Raw genomic sequence first — 17193 nt, 5'->3', positions numbered from 1 at the left:
CTCAGCCGCTCTTGCGCTTGCGCCGCGTCTGCTCGCGGAGCCACGCGAGGTACTCGGGGTCGTCGTCGGGCGCGACGGGGCCCGAGCGGCGGTCCGTGCCGTTGTCCGGCCGCAGCATCGACACGACGATCCACGCGAGCGCGCCGATGAACGGCAGGAAGATGATCATCGCGGTCCACAGGCCGCGCGAGACGCCGTACGGCTCACGGTCGGGGCGCTGCCAGAGGTCGGACAGGGCGTAGATCACCAGGCCGATGTAAGCGAGCAGCGGAAGGACTTTGAGCATCCCACAAGCCTACGCCGCGTACGCTTGACGCATGCATGTAGTCGCGTACTGGGGTGCCCGCACGGGCATCTTCCTCGCCGTCCTCGGCGTGCTCTGGGCCTTCAACTGGCGCGACGTGATCGCGTTCCTCGCCGCCTTCGTCGTGGCGTGGCTGGTGTCGTACCTGGTGCTGCCGGGCATGCGGGCCAAGGCGCAGGCGCAGATGGACGGCTGGATCTCGCGCAGCGAGAAGGGCCTCCGCGATGCCGACGCCGAGGAGGACGCCGAGATCGACGGCTCCCCGCGCCCGCACGGGTCCCGCTAGAGCGCGATCCCCACGGCGAGCAGGAGCCCGTACGCGAGCCCGACGCCGCTGATGCCCTGGAACATCACGCCGAAGTTCCGGCCCGCGGCGCCCATGCGCATCCCGAAGGCGATGACCACGGACGGCAGCGCGACCATCGTCGCGATGAGCGCCCACGGGTGCGCGAACGCGACGAGCACCGCGCACACGATCGGCAGCGTGACGGCGCCGGCGAAGAGCTGGCGCGCGCGGAGCTCGCCGACCTTGACCGCGAGCGTGCGCTTGCCCGCGAGGGCGTCCGTCTCGATGTCGCGGATGTTGTTGACCAGCAGCAGCGCGACCGCGTAGAGCCCCACGCCCGCCGAGGCCCACAGCGAGTAGAACGTGATGCTCCCGGTCTGAGTCAGCAGCGTGCCGAGCGTCGCGACGGGGCCGAAGAAGATGAAGACGCTGATCTCGCCGAATCCCGCGTAGCCGTACGGGCGCGACGAGCCGGTGTAGGTCCAGGCCGCCACGATGGCGACGGCGCCGACCGCGAGCAGCCACCACACCCCGGACACCACGACGAGGGCCAGCCCTAGCAGCGCGCCCACGGCGAAGGACGCGTACGCGGCGAGCTTGACCGAGCGCGGCAGGGCCTTGCCCGAGGCCACCAGGCGCTCGGGCCCGATGCGGTCGACGTCGGTGCCGCGGATCCCGTCCGAGTAGTCGTTGGCGTAGTTCGAACCCACCTGGAGCGCGAGCGCGACGCCGAGGGCGAGCACCGCCGGAAGGAGCTGGAAGCCGTCCTCCGCGATCGCGCAGGCGGAGCCCACGATCACGGGGACCGCGCCGGTCCAGAGTGTCCGGGGTCGGGCGCCTGCCACCCAGTCGGCGGTCGTGGTCATCGGTCCTCCTCGCTCGCCAGCGCACGCGCGGCCGGCCGGTCAATCTTCCCACCTGCGGTGCGGGGCACCGCGTCGACGTGGACGATGCGCCGGGGCCTCGCGTACGGGGGTAGATCGGCGACGGCGGCGGCGAGCGCCGCATCGTCCGGGCCGTCCTCGACCACCGCGACCACCCGTTCGCCCCATTCGGGGTCGGGGAGGCCCACCACCGCGGCGGCCGCGGCGCCGGCGCGCTCGAGCGCGAGCTCGATGCGCTGCGGGTGCACCTTGACGCCGCCGGTGTTGATGACATGGTCGGCGCGGCCGTGCACCGTGAGCCGGCCGTCGTGCAGCTCGCCCAGGTCGCTCGTGCGGAACCAGCGCTCGCCGTCGATCTCGACGAAGTCCGCGCCGTGACCGTCCGCGTAGCCGTCCGCGAGCGTCGGTCCGGAGATCATCACGCGGCCGTCGTCGGCGATGCGCAGGCCCACACCGTCGAGCGCGAGGCCGTCGTAGACGCAGCCGCCCGCGGTCTCGCTCATGCCGTAGGTGCGCACGATGTTCGACGGCGCGTCGCGCTCGGGCAGGGCGGCGCCGCCCACGAGCACCGCGTGGAAGCCGGCGAGCGCGTCGCGGCCCTCGGGGTCCGCGAGCAGGCGGCGGACCTGCGTGGGGACCAGCGACACCTGGCGCGGTCCCGACGGCAGGGAACGCGCGGCGGCGGCGAAGCCGGCAGCCGTGAACGGTCCCATCGGCATGCGCACGAGCGCGGTGCCCGCGACGGTCGCGCGCGCGATCACGAGCGCGCCGCCGATGCGCTCCGGCGGGAGCGCGAGCAGCTGGTGGGCGTCGCCCCCGAGCCGACGTGACGAAAGCGACACTCCGGCACGAATCGCCTCGCCCGAGACCAGCACCTCGCGCGGGCGGCCCGTAGAACCCGAGGTATCCACCGCGATCCCGGCGACGCGGCCGGCGAGCGCGTCGGCGATCGCGCGCGCCGCACCGGTGTCGAGGCGAGCGTATGTCACACGGACCACCCTATGAGCAGACCTAGAATTCTCGGCATGATGACCCGATTGGCCGCCGCGACGACGGCGACCGCCGCCGCTGCCCTGACCCTCGTCGGTTGCTCGCCCGCCACCGAGAGCGGTCCCACCAGCACCGTGTCCGTCGCGTCCCCGGAGCCCTCGGTCTCCGCCGTCGCGCTGCCGCCCGCGCCCGAGGACCCGACCCCCGAGGTGGCCTGGCCCCTCACCGGTGTCGACGCGTCCGACGCGACCAAGAAGGAGCTGAACCGCCCGGCGCTGTCGATCAAGATCGAGAACACCGAGGCCGCGCGCCCTCAGGAGAACCTGGACAAGGCCGACGTGGTCTTCGAGGAGTACGTCGAGTACGGCATCTCGCGCTTCGTCGCGGTGTTCCAGTCCGAGTACCCCGAGTCGGTGGGCCCGATCCGCTCGATGCGGCCGATGGACAAGAACATCATGGGCTCGTTCGACGGCCCGCTCATCTTCTCCGGCGCGCAGTCGCGCTTCATCTCCTCGACCGCGAGCTCGGGCCAGGAGATCATCACGCAGGACCGCGGCGACTACGGCTTCTACCGCACGAGCACCCGCTCGGCGCCGCACAACCTGCACGGCTACCTCGCGAAGTTCCTCGAGCAGACCGACGCCGACGCGCCGGACGCGCAGTGGGAGATCGCCTACCCCGCGTCCGAGGCGACCGCGCAGCTCGAGGGCGAGAAGGCCTCGTTCATCGACATCACGATGTCGCCGCGCGCGCTCCCCGAGTGGCGCTGGAACAAGTCGGACCGCGTGTGGGAGCGCTACGAGGACGGCGAGGCCCACGTGACCTCCGCCGGCACCCAGCTGACGGCCGACAACGTGGTGATGCTGTGGGTCAAGGTGCGCTACACCTCGGGGTCGTCGACCTCCTCGGTACCCGAGACCCTGGTCGCGGGCGAGTCCGGTGAGGGCTACGTCGCCTCGGGGAACAAGTACATCCCGATCACGTGGAGCAAGGCGGGCCAGTTCGACCCCTTCGTGCTCACCACGCTCGACGGCGACGAGGTCGAGCTCAAGGCGGGCAAGACCTGGTTCGAGCTGGTGCCCAGCTCGGGCGTCGGCAACTCCACCGACATCGCCATCAGCTGAGCGGTCCATGATGGACGGGTGATCACCGTCCTCACCGGCGCCGGGCTCTCGACTGCGGCCGGGATCCCCGACTTCCGCGGCCCGGACGGCGTCTGGACCCGCGATCCGTCGCGCGCGCGGCTGCTCGAGCTCGACGTGTTCGTCGGCGAGCGCGCCGCGCGCGAGGAGGGCTGGCGCGACTGGGCCGCGCACCCGGCGTGGTCCGCGCGGCCCGCGGAGGCGCATCGTGCGCTCGCACGCCTCGTCGAGGCCGGGCTGTGCCGCGACGTGCTCACCCAGAACATCGACGGGCTGCACCAGGCAGCCGCGACGCCGGACGATGCGGTGGTGGAGATGCACGGCGCGCTCGCGACCACGTCGTGCCTGGACTGCGGCTTCGGCTGCCCGACGCGCGACGTCATCGACCGGCTCGTCGTCGAGCCGGATCCCCGGTGCCCGTACTGCGGAGGGATCCTCAAGCCCGACGTCGTGTACTTCGGCGAGGCGCTGCGTTCGGCGGACCTCAGGAGGGCCTCGCGGGCCGCTCGCACGTGCGACACCTTCGTCGCGATCGGCACCACGCTGCAGGTCTACCCGGTCGCCGCGCTCGCGGGCGAGGCGCTCGCGGCGGGGGCGTCGCTGGTCATCGTCAACGCGTCGCCGACGTCCTGGGACCGGGACGCCTCGCTGGTCATCCGCGATCCCATCGAGGAGGCGGTGCCGGCGCTGGTCGAGGAGCGGCTGGGCTGAGCCGTCGCCCGCATCGTCCCGTGCGCCGCGAGGCGCGGCGTCAGCGCGGAGCGTCCGCGACCACGGCGTCGAAGCGGTACGCGGTGCCGCTGATCTCGGAGATCGTCACCGTGGTGTCGTAGACGCCGTCGTCGCCGTCGACGCTGAGCCCGCACACGACGGTGTCGCCCTCGCCGAGCTCCAGCGTCTCCGTCCCGCAGTCGAGGGCCGGGGGAGCGTCCGCGCCGACCTGGGTCTGCAGCAGCGAGCCGACGTCGAGCGCGAGGTCGTCCGGCTCGATGGTCACGGTGTCGCCCCCGCCGCCGCAGCCGGTGAGCGCGGCGGCCGCCGCGACGGCGCCGGCGAGCGCTGTCGCGCGTCGGATCATGCGGGTCATCGGTCGGTCTCCCTGCGGTCGTGCGGTCGGGCCCTCAGTACGCGTACGGGAACCGGGTCCAGTCGGGATCGCGGCGCTCGAGGAACGCGTCGCGTCCCTCCTGCGCCTCCTCCGTCATGTAGGCCATGCGGGTGGCCTCGCCCGCGAACACCTGCTGTCCCGCGAGTCCGTCATCGGCAAGGTTGAAGGCGAACTTCAGCATGCGGATCGCCTGCGGCGACTTGGTCGCGACGATGCGGGCGTACTCGAGCGCCGTCGCCTCGAGCTCGGCGTGCGGGACGGACTGGTTGACGCCGCCCCAGCGCTCCGCATCGTCCGCCGAGTACTCGCGGGCGAGGAAGAAGATCTCCCGCGCGCGCTTGTCGCCCACCTGGCGGGCGAGCAGCGCCGACCCGTAGCCCGCGTCGAAGGACCCGACGTTGGCGTCCGTCTGCTTGAAGCGCGCGTGCTCGCGGCTCGCGATCGAGAGGTCGGAGACCACATGCAGCGAGTGCCCGCCGCCGGCCGCCCAGCCGTTGACGGCCGCGATGACGACCTTGGGGGAGTGCCGCATGAGGCGCTGCACCTCGAGGATGTGGAGGCGCCCGCCGTACGCGGGGGCGTCCTGCGCGGTGCCCTCGTAGAGGTAGCCGTCCTTGCCGCGGATGCGCTGGTCGCCTCCGGAGCAGAACGCGTGGACGCCATCGGCCGCCGGGCCGTTGCCCGTGAGGATGATCGCCGCGACGTCGGGGGTCATGCGGGCGTGGTCCATCGCCCGGTAGAGCTCGTCGACCGTCTGCGGACGGAAGGCGTTGCGGACCTCGGGCCGGTTGAAGGCGATGCGCACGGCGGGGAGGTCCTGCTCGCCGTCCTCGCTGCGCGCCACCCACCGGTGGTACGTGATGTCCGAGTCGGGGAAGCCGTCGATCGCGCGCCACTGCGTCGGATCCATGAGGTCGGAGACCTGGGCCGGGATGTCGCTCATGGGACCCGAGCGTAGTGCGGCCGATTCCCAATGACAGATGTGACGGGTGTGATAGCGGGGACGGCCGAGGCGGACCGGGCCCGCCCGTCCCACCCACCCCATGCCTCACATCTGTCATTGGGAGTCGAGCCCTAGGCTGAGGCCATGGAGTTCCGTCCCTTCCGCGTCGCGCTGTCGACGCGCTTCCGCGGCGTCACCGAGCGCCACGGCGTCCTCATCCGAGGTACGGACCAGGACGGACGGGACCACTGGGGCGAGTACTCCCCGTTCGACGACTACACGCCCGAGCGCGCCTCCCGCTGGTGGGAGGCCGCGATGGAGGCCGCCCGCGGCGAGTGGCCCGCGCCGGTGCGCGACCTCGTGCCCGTCAACAGCATCGTCCCCGAGCTCCCGGGCGGGCGTGCCGCCCAGCTCGCGAAGGCGGGCGGCTGCACCACCGCGAAGGTCAAGGTCGCCGGCACCGGCGGCTGGAGGGACGATGCGCGGCGCGTCGAGGCGGTCGCGATCGCCCTGGGCCCCGAGGGCAGGGTGCGGGTCGACGCGAACGGCGCGTGGGACGTCGACACCGCGGTCACCGTGCTCAAGGAGCTCGACGCGGCCGCGCGCGCCGGAGGCGGACAGGGCCTCGAGTACGTCGAGCAGCCGTGCCGCACCGTCGCCGAGCTCGCGGAGGTCCGCCGGCGTACCGACGTCCTCGTCGCGGCCGACGAGTCCGTCCGGATCCCCGGCGACGCCGACGAGGTGATGCGCGCGGGCGCCGCCGACATCCTGGTCCTCAAGGTCGCGCCGATGGGCGGGGTGCGCGCGTGCCTCGACGTGGTCGACCGCTACAGCATCCCGATCGTGGTCTCGAGCGCGATGGAGTCCTCGGTGGGCCTCGCGGCCGGCGTCGCGCTCGCGCGGGCGGTGCCCGAGCTGCCGTACGCGTGCGGTCTCGGCACCGGCGAGCTGCTCGCCGAGGACACCGTGCGCGAGCCGGTGGTGCCGCGCGACGGCGTCATCGGTCCCGTGACGCTGGACGTGATCGCATGACCGAGCATCCGTCGGGAGCCTTCGCCCGCACCATGGTGGCGGCGCTCGCGGAGCGCGGTGTCGAGGACTTCGTGCTCAGCCCCGGCTCGCGCTCCGGACCCCTCGCGCACGCGCTCGCGGAGGCCGGCTCCGGCAACCCGCCTCTCGGGGCGCCCCGCGTCAGCCTCCACGTCCGCATCGACGAGCGCAGCGCCGGCTTCCTCGCGCTCGGAATCGCGCGCGGCCGCGCCGCCGCCGGCGACCCCCGTCCCGTCGCCATCGTCACCACCTCCGGCACCGCGGTGGGCAACCTGCTCCCCGCCGTGATGGAGGCGCATCACAGCGGTGTGCCGCTGCTGCTGCTCACCGCCGACCGGCCCGCCGAGCTGCGCGGCGTCGGCGCCAACCAGACGACCGATCAGGTCGGTCTCTTCGGTGCCTTCGTGCGGTGGGCCGCCGACGTGCCCGCCTCCGACCTCGGCGAACGGCCCGACCGCGTCACGGCGCTCGCGGAGCGGGCCGTCCGCGCGGCGGTGGGCGACCGCGCGCGGGAGGACATGGCCGCGGCCCCGGGACCGGTGCACCTCGACGTGGCGTTCCGCGAGCCGCTCGGCGCCGACGGCGGCGTGTGGAGCGATCCGCCGCGGCTGCGCACGCCCACGGGAGGCATCCCCATCGTCACCGAGCGTGCCGAGCCCGCTCCGCTCCCGCCGGTGGCCCGCGGGGTCGTGATCGCGGGCGACGGCGCGGGCGACGTGGCGCGCGAGGTCGCCGAGGCGCACGGATGGCCGCTGCTCGCCGAGCCGACCTCGCTCGCGCGCTCCGGCTTCCACTGCATCCCGGACTACGTGCGGCTCCTCGAGTCCGCGCATGGCGCCGACCTCGCCGCGCGCGTGCACCAGGTGGTCGTGATCGGCCGGCCGACGCTCACCCGCGCCGTGCAGGCGCTCATCGCGCGCGCCCCGGCGCTCATCGTCGCCCGCTTCGGGGCGCGGTGGCGCGAGGCTCCGCCGCATGCGCAGCGCGTCGAGCGCGACGTGCCCTCGTCATGGCTGTGGTCGACCGCGCCGGACGATGCGGACCGCGCCTGGCTCGCCGAGTGGCGCTCCGCGGGGGCGCGGGTCCACACGCCCGAGGGCTGGGGTCCCCGGGTCGCGGCGGCGACGTTCGCGGAGTCGCTCGGCCCCGACGTGTGGGGCGTGGTCGGGTCCTCGGGACCCGTGCGTGCGCTCGACCGGTTCATGCCGTCGGCGCTCGCGGGCGCGGCCCCGATGCTGCTCGCGAACCGCGGGCTCGCCGGCATCGACGGCACGGTGTCCACCGCCGCAGGCATCGCCTTCGGGGCCGGCCGCGCGGTGCATGCGCTCATGGGCGACGTCACGTTCCTGCACGAGGCGGGCGGTCTGCTCATCGGTCCGCGCGAGGAGCGGCCGCGGCTCCGGATCGTCGTGGTGAACGACGGCGGAGGCACCATCTTCTCGGGCCTCGAGCACGGCGGAGCCCCGGCGGCGAACCTCGAGCGGGTGTTCACCACGCCGCATGGAGCGGACATCGGCGCGCTGTGCGCGGGGTACCGCGTGCCTCACCGTGCGGTCCGGTCGCGCGACGAGCTGCGGGACGCGCTCGCGGCGCCCGCGGGCGGCCTCGAGGTGGTCGAGGCGCTGGTCTAGCGTCGGGCGGCCGCGCCCCAGCGGGACCTGAGTGCAGGATCCGGCTCGGATCCGACCCTCATGTCCCGCCAGAGCGGGCGGGGTCTGGTGGTCAGCCCTTGCGCGCCCTCAGGACGGCGTCGCGGCGGATGCCGGGGTTGCCGTCGGCGTCGATCGACGGGCGCGCGCGCACCTGCGCGACCTCGACCGTCCACTCGTCCGCGTCGAGCCCGGCGGCCGCCTTGTCCGCGCTGAAGGCCGTGCTGCTGAGGCGCGGGTGCTCCTGCGTGTGGGGATCGGACGGGTCGTGACCGACGACGAGCAGGATCCCTCCTGGCGCCACCAGCGCGCCCAGACGCCCGACGAGCCCCTCGATCCCACCGTCGGGGTGGGCGTAGTGCGTGGTGACGAGGTCGTAGGACGCCGTGCGCACGTCCGCGGTGGTCGCGTCGGCGACGCGCCAGTCGATGCGTGCGGCGATCTCCGCCCCGGCCCGCTCGGCGCGGTCGCGGCCGCGGGCGATCGCGGTCGGCGCGATATCGATCGCGGTGACCTCCCAGCCGAGGGTCGCGAGGTACACGGCGTCCGCGCCCTCGCCGCAGCCGGCGTCCAGCGCGCGCCCCGCCGGGGTGCCCGCGACCTCGGCGACCAGCTGGGCGTTGGGCGAGGCGCTCCAGACCGCCTCGCGGGACGCGTAGCGCTCCTCCCACGCGGCGGAGTCCCAGCCCTGCGGCTCCTGGGCCGGTGACGATGCGCCCGCGAACGTGGGGATGTCGCCGACCGCGGCATCGTCGAGGTGCAGCGTCGGGAAGGCCGGGTCGTCGCCGACGTCGTAGCGCGCGGTCGAGGCGATCGCGGGGGCAGGGACGTCGAACTCGACCTCGGGGGCCAGCTTGCTCCGGCGCGACCGGACCGGTGCCGGCTCGGGCTCGGGCTCCGGCTCGCTCGCGGCGGGCGGCTCCTCAACCACCTGCGGCTCCGCCTCGGGCTCGGGCTCGGGCTCCGCGCTCTCGTTCTTGTCCGCGTCGGATTCGAGCGCCTCGTCGACCGCGACGGGCTCCGGCGCGACCTCGGGCTCCTCCGCCGGCGCAGGCTCCTCCACGGCGGCCGGCTCCTCCGCCGACGCGGGCTGCTCCGCCGGCGCGGGCTCCTCCTCGACGACGGCCTCCGGCGCGACCACGGCCACGGGCTCGGGCTCGGGCTCGGGCCCAGGCTCCGCCGCGACCTCCGCGCCGAGCGCGCGACGCATCGGCTCGAGCTTCGCCTCGGACTCGGCCCACTCGGACTCCGGCTCGCTCGCCGCCACGATGCCGCAGCCGGCGAACAGCCGCAGCCGGGTCGGGTCCTCGCGGGACACCTCGGCGGAGCGCAGGCCGATGCACCACTCGCCGTCGCCGCCCGCGTCGATCCAGCCGACCGGGCCGGCGTAGCGTCCGCGGTCGAGCCCCTCGAGCTCGTCGATCGCGCGCGCCGCGGCGAGGGTCGGCGTGCCGCAGACGGCCGCGCTGGGGTGCAGCTCGGCGACGAGCTCGAGCGCGTCCACGTTGTGCGACAGCACGCCGGTGACGTCGGTCGCGAGGTGCATGACGTTGGGCAGGTGCAGCACGAACGGCTCGTCGGGCACGTTCACGGATCCGCAGTGGCGCGCGAGCACCTGCGTGACGGAGCGCGCGGCGTACTCGTGCTCCTCGCGGTCCTTCGACGAGCGCGCGAGCGCGCCTGCCCGCGCGAGGTCGCGCATGTCGTCGCCGGTCATCCGGATGGTCCCCGCGAGCACGCGCGAGGTCACGAGGCCGTGATCGACGCGGGCCAGCAGCTCGGGCGTCGCGCCCACCAGCCCGTCGATGTGGAAGGCCCAGCACATGGGGTACTCGTCGGCCAGGCGCGCGAGCACGGTGCGGACGTCGATCGGATCCTCGGCGCGGGCCTCGACGGCGCGCGCGAGCACCACCTTCTCGAGCTCGCCGTCGCGGATGCGCTCGACCGCGGCATCGACCGCGGAGGTCCATGCGGGCTCGTCGCCGTGCGCGAGCGTCACCGGACCCGCCGGAGCCGGGGCGACCGCGGCGGCGAGGGCCTCGTCGAGGCTCGCCGGGGCATCGTCCTCGGTCGCGATGGTGGTGAACCACGCGCGGCCGTCGCGGCGGCCGATGATGTGGCGCGGCACCACGAGCGCGCCGCCGGCCTCCGACGAGTCGGCGAACGCGAACGAGCCGAAGGCCACGAGACCCGTGCCGCGGGTGCGGACGCTGTCGCTCACGATGGCGTGGCGGCACAGCAGCCGCCACCAGTGCTGGGCGTCGTCGATCCGCTCGGCGCCGGCGGTGTCGAGCCGCGCCACCTCGCCCCACGCGATCATGCCCTCGCCGCGTCTCACCCACGAGATCCCGGCCTCGGGCAGCGTGGCGATGAGGTCGCCCGGGTCCTCGATCTCGACGGTGCGGACGTGCAGGGGCCCGGGGGCGGCGGCGTGGACGGTCACCCCTCCACAGTAGGGCCGCGCAGGGGGTGGACGATGCGCGGTCGGCATCCCGTGTCGCGTCACCGGGCCTGCCGGGCTCCGACGCGGAGGAGGTAGTCGTTGACGAACCTGCCGGCGGGATCGAGCCGCTCGAACAGGTCGCGGGCGTCGCCGATCCGCGGGTGCACGCGGGCGATCGCGGCGGCGTCGAAGGAGTGCCACTTGCCCCAGTGGGGACGCGCGTCGAAGGGCTCGAGCGCGCGCTCGATCTCGGGCAGCAGCGCGCGCACCGGCTCGGGCGAGCGCTCCCACGTGAAGTGGATCGCGAGCGTGTCGCGGCCGTAGGCGCCGGAGAGCCACAGGTCGTCGGCCGCGACCGCGCGCAGCTCGGACACGAGCAGGTGCGGGGTGATGCGCTCGCCGAGCGCGCGGACCGCGGCGAGCGCCTCGCCCGCCACCTCCATGGGTACGAAGTACTCCGACTGGATCTCGGCGCCGTTCGAGGGCACGTGCGTGAGCCGGAAGTGGGGGAGCCGCTCGTTCCACGGCCCGGGCTTGCCGCCCTGCGGCGTGAGCGCGTCGGGGTCGCCGTCGACCAGGCGGGCGTCCGACTCGGGGCTGCGGACCGCGCCGTGCCACTCGTCGGGCGGGGCGACATCGAGGCCGATGCCGCTCTTGCGCCAGATCTGCTGCACCGTCGGCTCGGTCCAGGTGGTGAAGATCGACACCGAGTACGCGTCCGCGAGGATCGCGGGCGTCTCGGACAGGAGGTGCTCCCACGGCATGCCGGTGTAGACGTCCTGGCGGATGTCGTACGTGGGCTGGATGGACAGCGTGACCTCGGTGATGACGCCGTACGCGCCGAGCCCGACGGCGAGGCCCTCGAAGCCCGGCTGCCCGGCCCGCGCGGTGTGGAGGTTGCCGTCGGCGCCCACGTACTCGATGCGGCACAGCGCCGTCGACTGGCAGCCGTTGCGCGCGCCGGACCCGTGGGTGCCGGTCGCGGTCGCGCCGGCGACGGAGATGTGGGGGAGCGAGCCGGTGTTGTGCAGCGCCCAGCCGCGCTTCTGCAGCCAGCGGCCCAGGACGCCGTAGCGCATGCCGGCCGGGGCGTTGACGGTGGGCCACGCGGGGCTCGTGAGGTCGATGAGCGGCTGCTCCTCGATCCCGGTGACGGTGATGAGCGTGCCGTCGGTGTCCGCGATGTCGTTGAAGCTGTGGCGCGTCCCCAGCGCCTTGACCCTGCCCGGCGCGGTCCGGACCGCGCGCAGCACGTCGTCGACGGACGCGGCCTCCACCAGCCGTGCCGCGCCGAAGGCATGAGTACCGGCCCAAGTGACCCCTGCGTCGCCCATACCGTCACCGTACCCACCAGGCGGGACGATGCGCCGATGACGCGCGTCCGCCCGCCGAAGTGGGTGGGCGCTCCGGTCCGCGGATCGAGCATCGTCCGCGTCCCTCTACCCTTGACGCGTGCGTACTGAGGCGGATGTCATCGTGATCGGAGCCGGGCCGGGCGGGGCCGCCGCGGCTCGCTACCTGGCGGCGGAGGGCTTCGACGTGATCGCCCTCGAGAAGACCCGCTTCCCGCGCGAGAAGGTGTGCGGCGACGGCCTCACGCCGCGCGCGGTGCGCGAGATCAACATGATCGGCCTCCCGACGCCGCGCGAGGAGGGGTGGATCCCCAACCACGGCCTGCGCATGGTCGGCGGCGGTCACCGCCTCGAGTTCCCGTGGCACGACCTCGAGAGCTTCCCGAACTACGGTCTCTCGCTCCCGCGCGCCCAGTTCGACCACCGCCTCGCCGAGCACGCCCGTGCCGCGGGCGCCGATGTGCGCGAGGGCTGGCACGTCGACGGCGTGATCCGCGACGAGCGCCAGGACGGCTACGCCGGGGGCGGCCGCGTGGTCGGCGTGACCGCCCGCGAGACCGACGAGCGCGGCCGCAAGGTCGGCGAGCCCGTCGAGCTCCGCGCGCCGCTGGTGATCGCCGCGGACGGCGTGAGCGCGCGCATCGCGCTCGGGCTCGGGATCGAGCGCAAGGACAACCGGCCCCTCGGCGTCGCCGTCCGCACGTACTTCACCACCCCGCGTCACGACGAGGAGTGGATGGAGGGCCACCTCGAGATCTGGGACGGCGAGCGCGGGAACAGCAACCTGCTGCCCGGCTACGGATGGATCTTCCCGCTCGGCGACGGCACCGCCAACGTCGGGCTCGGCACCCTCAGCGCCAAGGGCACCCCGCCCAAGCTCGACCACCGCGCGCTGCTGCGCGACTGGCTGGACCACTCCGCGGAGGACTGGGAGCTCGGCGAGCAGGTCGGCGACATCAAGGGCGCCGCGATCCCCATGGCCTTCAACCGCCAGCCGCACTACGTCCCGGGCATGATGCTCGTCGGCGACTCGGGCGGCATGGTCAACCCCTTCAACGGCGAGGGGATCGCGTACGCGATGCAGGCCGCACGTCGGGCCACCGAGGCCGCCGTCGCCTGGCGCGACGCGACCGGCGCACGCGACCAGGAGATCGCGCTTGCGAGCTATGCCCGGATGATGAAGGACGACCTCGGCGGCTACTACTCCCTGGGTCGCGTGTTCGCGTCGCTGGTCGAGCATCCGACCGTGATGAAGGTCTGCACGCGGTACGGACTGCCTAGTGCTTTGGTCATGGAATTCACGTCTAGACTGCTGGCAGATGTCTATGAGCCGCGCGGTGGCAACTGGGCCGACAGGCTCTTGTCCGCTCTGACGAAGGTCGCTCCGGCGGCCTGAGGGCATCCGCGAATCGACGACGACGGAAGGAATCCTCGGTGAATCCGTACGTGCCGATCATCGTGATGATGGTGATCGCCGGACTGCTGGCAGGCGCAGGTCTGTTCGTCAGCTCGATCCTGGGCCCCAAGCGTGCCAACGCGGCGAAGCTCGACCGGTACGAGTCCGGTCTGAAGCCCACGCCCGGCGCCGCGGGCGGCGGCCGCATCCCGATCAAGTACTACCTGGTCGCGATGACGTTCATCGTGTTCGACATCGAGGTCGTCTTCCTCTACCCGTGGGCCGTCGCGCACGATGCTCTCGGCTGGTTCGGGCTGATCGCGATCATGACCTTCCTCGCCCTCATCACGATCCCCTTCGTGTACGAGTGGCGCCGTGGCGGATTCGAGTGGGACTGACTTATGGGTATTGAAGAGAGCGCTCCTCCGTTCATGCTGGGCGCCGTCGAGGACTTCGTCGGCTTCATGCGCGCGGGCTCGCTGTGGCCCGCGACCTTCGGCCTCGCGTGCTGCGCGATCGAGATGATGGCGACGGGCACGCCCCGCTTCGACATCTCGCGCATGGGCTCCGAGGTCTTCCGAGGCTCGCCGCGCCAGGCCGACATGATGATCGTCGCCGGCCGCGTGTCCAACAAGATGGCGCCCATCGTGCGCCAGGTCTACGACCAGATGGCCGAGCCCAAGTGGGTCATCTCCATGGGCGTCTGCGCCTCGTCCGGCGGCATGTTCAACAACTACGCCATCGTCCAGGGCGTCGACCACGTGGTCCCGGTGGACATCTACCTCCCCGGCTGCCCGCCGCGCCCCGAGATGCTGCTCCACGCGCTCCTCGAGCTGCAGGAGCAGGTCAAGGCCACGCCGATGGGTCGCAACCGCCGCGAGATCGCCGCCGCCGCCGAGGCCGCCGCGCTCGCCGCGACCCCCACCTCCGACATGAAGGGCCTGCTGCGTTGAGCGACTCCCAGGACCTCACCGGCACCGGCGCCCCGCAGGGTGGTCCTCAGCCGGGCGACCGTGACCAGATCACGCTCATCAACGTCCGCCAGGGCAGCTTCGGCGCGCTCGGCGACACCTCGGGCTTCGACGGGCTGACCAAGCCCGTGCAGATGCCCGGCGCCTCGGAGCGTCCGTACGGCGAGTGGTTCGACGGCGTCGTCGACGTCCTCGAGGAGCTGCTCGGGGACAAGGCCGCCGAGGCGATCCAGCACGTGGTGGTCGACCGCGGCGAGCTCACGCTCCACATCGCGCGCGAGCACCTGCTCGAGGTCGCCCAGCACCTCCGCGACGACCAGGACCTGCGCTTCGAGATGTGCCTCGGCGTGTCCGGCGTCCACTACCCGGCCGATGCGGGTCGCGAGCTCCACGCCGTCTACCCGATGCAGTCGATCACCCACAACCGCCGCCTCCGGCTCGAGGTCGCCGTGAGCGAGGAGGACCCGCACGTCCCCTCGATCGTCTCGGTCTACCCGATGAACAACTGGCACGAGCGCGAGACCTGGGACTTCTTCGGCATCGTCTTCGACGGCCACCCGTCGCTCGCGCGCATCGAGATGCCCGACGACTGGGTCGGGCACCCGCAGCGCAAGGACTACCCGCTCGGCGGCATCCCCGTGGAGTACAAGGGCGCCGAGATCCCCTCGCCCGACAACCGGAGGCAGTACCGATGACCCAGACCGCACCCCACGCCACGGGCGCGTTCGTCGAGGACCCGGACGCACCCGAGTACAGCGCCTACGGCGGCGACTGGAGCGAGATCGCGGACGAGGCCGAGCGCCTCGGCCAGCAGCGCATCGTCGTCAACATGGGCCCGCAGCACCCGTCCACGCACGGCGTGCTGCGCGTCATGCTCGAGATCGAGGGCGAGACCGTCACGGAGACCCGTGCCGGCATCGGCTACCTCCACACGGGCATCGAGAAGAACATGGAGTACCGCACCTGGACCCAGGGCGTGACGTTCTGCACCCGCATGGACTACGTCGCCTCGATGTCCCAGGAGCTCGTCTACTGCCTCGGCGTCGAGAAGCTGCTGGGCATCACGGACGACGTGCCGGAGCGTGCGAACGTGCTGCGCGTCCTCATGGCCGAGCTCACCCGCATCGGCTCGCACCTCGTCGCGGTCGGCACCGGCGGCAACGAGATGGGCGCCACCACCGTGATGACCACGGCGTTCGTCGCGCGCGAGGACACGTTCCGGGTCATCGAGATGATCTCGGGCCTGCGCACCAACAACGCGTACATCCGCCCCGGCGGCGTCGCGCAGGACGCGCCCGAGGGCGCGGTCCAGGCGATCCGCGACATGATCCCCAAGGTCAGGCAGAAGCTCGACGAGCTCGCGGACCTCCAGCTCGAGAACCCGATCTTCAAGGGCCGTCTCAAGGGCGTGGCGAACCTCGACCTCGCCGGCTGCATGGCGCTCGGGATCACCGGGCCGATCCTGCGCTCCGCGGGCCTGCCGTACGACCTCCGCAAGTCGGACCCGTACTGCGGCTACGAGACCTACGACTTCCAGGTGCCCACGAGCACGGACGGCGACGCGTACTCGCGCGTGGTGCTGCGCATGGAGGAGTGCTACGAGTCGCTGAAGATCGTCGAGCAGTGCGCCGACCGTCTCGAGGCCAGCGAGGGCGAGCCCGTCATGGTCGCGGACAAGAAGGTCGCGTGGCCCGCGCAGCTGAGCGTCGGCTCCGACGGCCAGGGCAACTCCCTGGACCACATCCGCCACATCATGGGCGAGTCCATGGAGGCCCTCATCCACCACTTCAAGCTGGTGACCGAGGGCTTCAAGGTCCCCGCGGGGCAGGTGTACAGCGCGATCGAGGGCCCCAAGGGCCTGCTCGGCGTGCACCTCGTGTCCGACGGCGGCACCAAGCCGTGGCGCGCGCACTTCCGCGACCCGGGCTTCAACAACCTGCAGGCGCTGGGCATCCTCACCGAGGGCGGCCAGGTCGCCGACGTGGTGGTCGCGATCGCCACGATCGACATGGTGCTGGGAGGCGTCGACCGATGACCTACGACGAGACCACGCTCGCACAGCTGACCGAGGACGCGGCCGCGATCATCGCGCGCTACCCCGTCAAGCGCTCCGCGCTGCTGCCGATGCTGCACCTCGTGCAGTCCGTCGACGGCTTCGTCAGCCCCGACGGCATCCAGTTCTGCGCCGAGCAGCTCGACCTCACGGCCGCCGAGGTGTCCGCGGTCGCGACGTTCTACACGCAGTACAAGCGTCGCCCCAACGGCGAGTACCAGGTGGGCGTGTGCACCAACACGCTGTGCGCCGTCATGGGCGGCGACCGCATCTGGGACGAGCTCTCCGAGCACGTCGGGGTGGGCCACGACGAGACCACCGAGGACGGCAAGATCACCCTCGAGCGTCTCGAGTGCAACGCCGCCTGCGACTACGCGCCCGTGATGATGGTCAACTGGGAGTTCTTCGACAACCAGACGCCCGAGAGCGCCAAGCAGGTGGTCGACGACCTCCGTGCGGGCAAGGACGTCGCGCCGTCGCGCGGTCCTGCCAAGGTGTGCGGCTTCAAGGAGGTCTCGCGCGTGCTCGCGGGCTTCGAGGACGGCCGCGCCGACGAGGACCAGGGAGCGGGCGCCGCGACCCTCGCGGGCCTGGAGACCGCCAAGGGCCAGGGCTGGAAGGA

The 17193-nt window shown here is 72.9% G+C and carries 17 protein-coding genes and 1 pseudogene; 11 read left to right on the top strand and 7 right to left on the bottom strand.

Annotated features, from left to right (window positions below):
- Position 1: 1 nt before the first annotated feature.
- The gene (locus TR42_RS04090; protein ID WP_042213292.1) at positions 2-286 is read right to left on the bottom strand and encodes a PLD nuclease N-terminal domain-containing protein; all 285 of its coding nucleotides are present in this window, start codon (positions 284-286) and stop codon (positions 2-4) included.
- 31 nt (positions 287-317) lie between these two features.
- Here TR42_RS04090 and TR42_RS04085 point away from each other — a divergent pair, with 31 nt between their 5' ends.
- Positions 318-590: a DUF4229 domain-containing protein gene (locus TR42_RS04085; RefSeq protein ID WP_042213291.1), complete on the top strand. Its 273-nt coding sequence runs from the start codon at positions 318-320 to the stop codon at positions 588-590.
- Here TR42_RS04085 and TR42_RS04080 read toward each other — a convergent pair.
- Together TR42_RS04080 and TR42_RS04075 are read right to left on the bottom strand one after the other, a co-directional pair.
- A complete protein-coding gene (locus tag TR42_RS04080) occupies positions 587-1456 on the bottom strand; it encodes a 1,4-dihydroxy-2-naphthoate polyprenyltransferase (protein ID WP_042213289.1) in 870 nt (289 codons plus the stop codon). The genes TR42_RS04085 and TR42_RS04080 overlap by 4 nt on opposite strands.
- Positions 1453-2463, bottom strand: coding sequence for an AMP-binding protein (locus tag TR42_RS04075; RefSeq protein WP_161786617.1), 1011 nt, complete (start codon positions 2461-2463; stop codon positions 1453-1455). The genes TR42_RS04080 and TR42_RS04075 overlap by 4 nt, the downstream gene beginning before the upstream one ends.
- Before the next feature lie 36 nt (positions 2464-2499).
- Here TR42_RS04075 and TR42_RS04070 point away from each other — a divergent pair, with 36 nt between their 5' ends.
- Positions 2500-3588 carry a DUF3048 domain-containing protein gene (locus TR42_RS04070; RefSeq protein ID WP_052405569.1) on the top strand — a complete coding sequence of 363 codons (1089 nt, stop codon included), beginning with the start codon at positions 2500-2502 and terminating at the stop codon, positions 3586-3588.
- 18 nt (positions 3589-3606) lie between these two features.
- The gene (locus tag TR42_RS04065; RefSeq protein WP_236623339.1) at positions 3607-4317 is read left to right on the top strand and encodes an SIR2 family NAD-dependent protein deacylase; all 711 of its coding nucleotides are present in this window, start codon (positions 3607-3609) and stop codon (positions 4315-4317) included.
- 40 nt (positions 4318-4357) lie between these two features.
- Here the strand turns inward: TR42_RS04065 and TR42_RS04060 are convergent, their stop codons facing one another.
- Both TR42_RS04060 and TR42_RS04055 read right to left on the bottom strand, forming a co-directional pair.
- Entirely contained in the window at positions 4358-4693 is a 336-nt protein-coding gene (locus TR42_RS04060) for a DUF4333 domain-containing protein (protein ID WP_042213286.1), read from the bottom strand.
- 34 nt (positions 4694-4727) lie between these two features.
- Positions 4728-5657, bottom strand: coding sequence for a 1,4-dihydroxy-2-naphthoyl-CoA synthase (locus TR42_RS04055; protein WP_042213284.1), 930 nt, complete (start codon positions 5655-5657; stop codon positions 4728-4730).
- 144 nt (positions 5658-5801) lie between these two features.
- Between TR42_RS04055 and TR42_RS04050 the strand changes: the two genes are divergently transcribed.
- Positions 5802-6689: an o-succinylbenzoate synthase gene (locus TR42_RS04050; protein ID WP_042213464.1), complete on the top strand. Its 888-nt coding sequence runs from the start codon at positions 5802-5804 to the stop codon at positions 6687-6689.
- Positions 6686-8338 (top strand): 2-succinyl-5-enolpyruvyl-6-hydroxy-3-cyclohexene-1-carboxylic-acid synthase, encoded by a 1653-nt coding sequence (gene menD, locus TR42_RS14730; protein WP_042213462.1) that lies wholly within the window; start codon positions 6686-6688, stop codon positions 8336-8338. The genes TR42_RS04050 and menD overlap by 4 nt, the downstream gene beginning before the upstream one ends.
- A 91-nt stretch (positions 8339-8429) precedes the next feature.
- Here the strand turns inward: menD and TR42_RS15215 are convergent, their stop codons facing one another.
- Together TR42_RS15215 and TR42_RS04030 are read right to left on the bottom strand one after the other, a co-directional pair.
- On the bottom strand, positions 8430-10799 hold the full coding sequence (locus tag TR42_RS15215) for an isochorismate synthase (RefSeq protein WP_074789183.1): 2370 nt from the start codon (positions 10797-10799) through the stop codon (positions 8430-8432).
- A 59-nt stretch (positions 10800-10858) separates the two neighbouring features.
- Positions 10859-12133: a D-arabinono-1,4-lactone oxidase gene (locus tag TR42_RS04030; protein WP_042213282.1), complete on the bottom strand. Its 1275-nt coding sequence runs from the start codon at positions 12131-12133 to the stop codon at positions 10859-10861.
- Between the two features lie 118 nt (positions 12134-12251).
- On the opposite strand from TR42_RS04030, the gene TR42_RS04025 reads away from it, so the two are divergent.
- From TR42_RS04025 to nuoE, 6 genes and pseudogenes are all read left to right on the top strand, one after another.
- Entirely contained in the window at positions 12252-13547 is a 1296-nt protein-coding gene (locus TR42_RS04025; RefSeq protein WP_042213281.1) for a geranylgeranyl reductase family protein, read from the top strand.
- A gap of 38 nt (positions 13548-13585) precedes the next feature.
- On the top strand, positions 13586-13945 hold the full coding sequence (locus TR42_RS04020) for an NADH-quinone oxidoreductase subunit A (RefSeq protein WP_074789186.1): 360 nt from the start codon (positions 13586-13588) through the stop codon (positions 13943-13945).
- A 3-nt stretch (positions 13946-13948) separates the two neighbouring features.
- Positions 13949-14500, top strand: coding sequence for an NADH-quinone oxidoreductase subunit B (locus TR42_RS04015; RefSeq protein WP_042213279.1), 552 nt, complete (start codon positions 13949-13951; stop codon positions 14498-14500).
- A complete protein-coding gene (locus tag TR42_RS04010) occupies positions 14497-15213 on the top strand; it encodes an NADH-quinone oxidoreductase subunit C (RefSeq protein WP_042213278.1) in 717 nt (238 codons plus the stop codon). The genes TR42_RS04015 and TR42_RS04010 overlap by 4 nt, the downstream gene beginning before the upstream one ends.
- Positions 15210-16553: an NADH-quinone oxidoreductase subunit D gene (locus tag TR42_RS04005; protein WP_042213276.1), complete on the top strand. Its 1344-nt coding sequence runs from the start codon at positions 15210-15212 to the stop codon at positions 16551-16553. Before TR42_RS04010 ends, TR42_RS04005 begins: the two co-directional genes overlap by 4 nt.
- Positions 16550-17188: pseudogene (nuoE, locus tag TR42_RS04000) on the top strand (NADH-quinone oxidoreductase subunit NuoE); the annotation flags it as partial. The gene TR42_RS04005 and the pseudogene nuoE, both read left to right, overlap by 4 nt.
- Positions 17189-17193 lie beyond the last annotated feature (5 nt).

Origin of the sequence: Demequina mangrovi (genome assembly GCF_000759715.1) — a bacterium.
Lineage (GTDB): Bacteria > Actinomycetota > Actinomycetes > Actinomycetales > Demequinaceae > Demequina > Demequina mangrovi.
The sequence above is the reverse complement of the archived record's forward strand: the minus strand, read 5'-3'. Positions and strand labels throughout refer to the sequence as shown.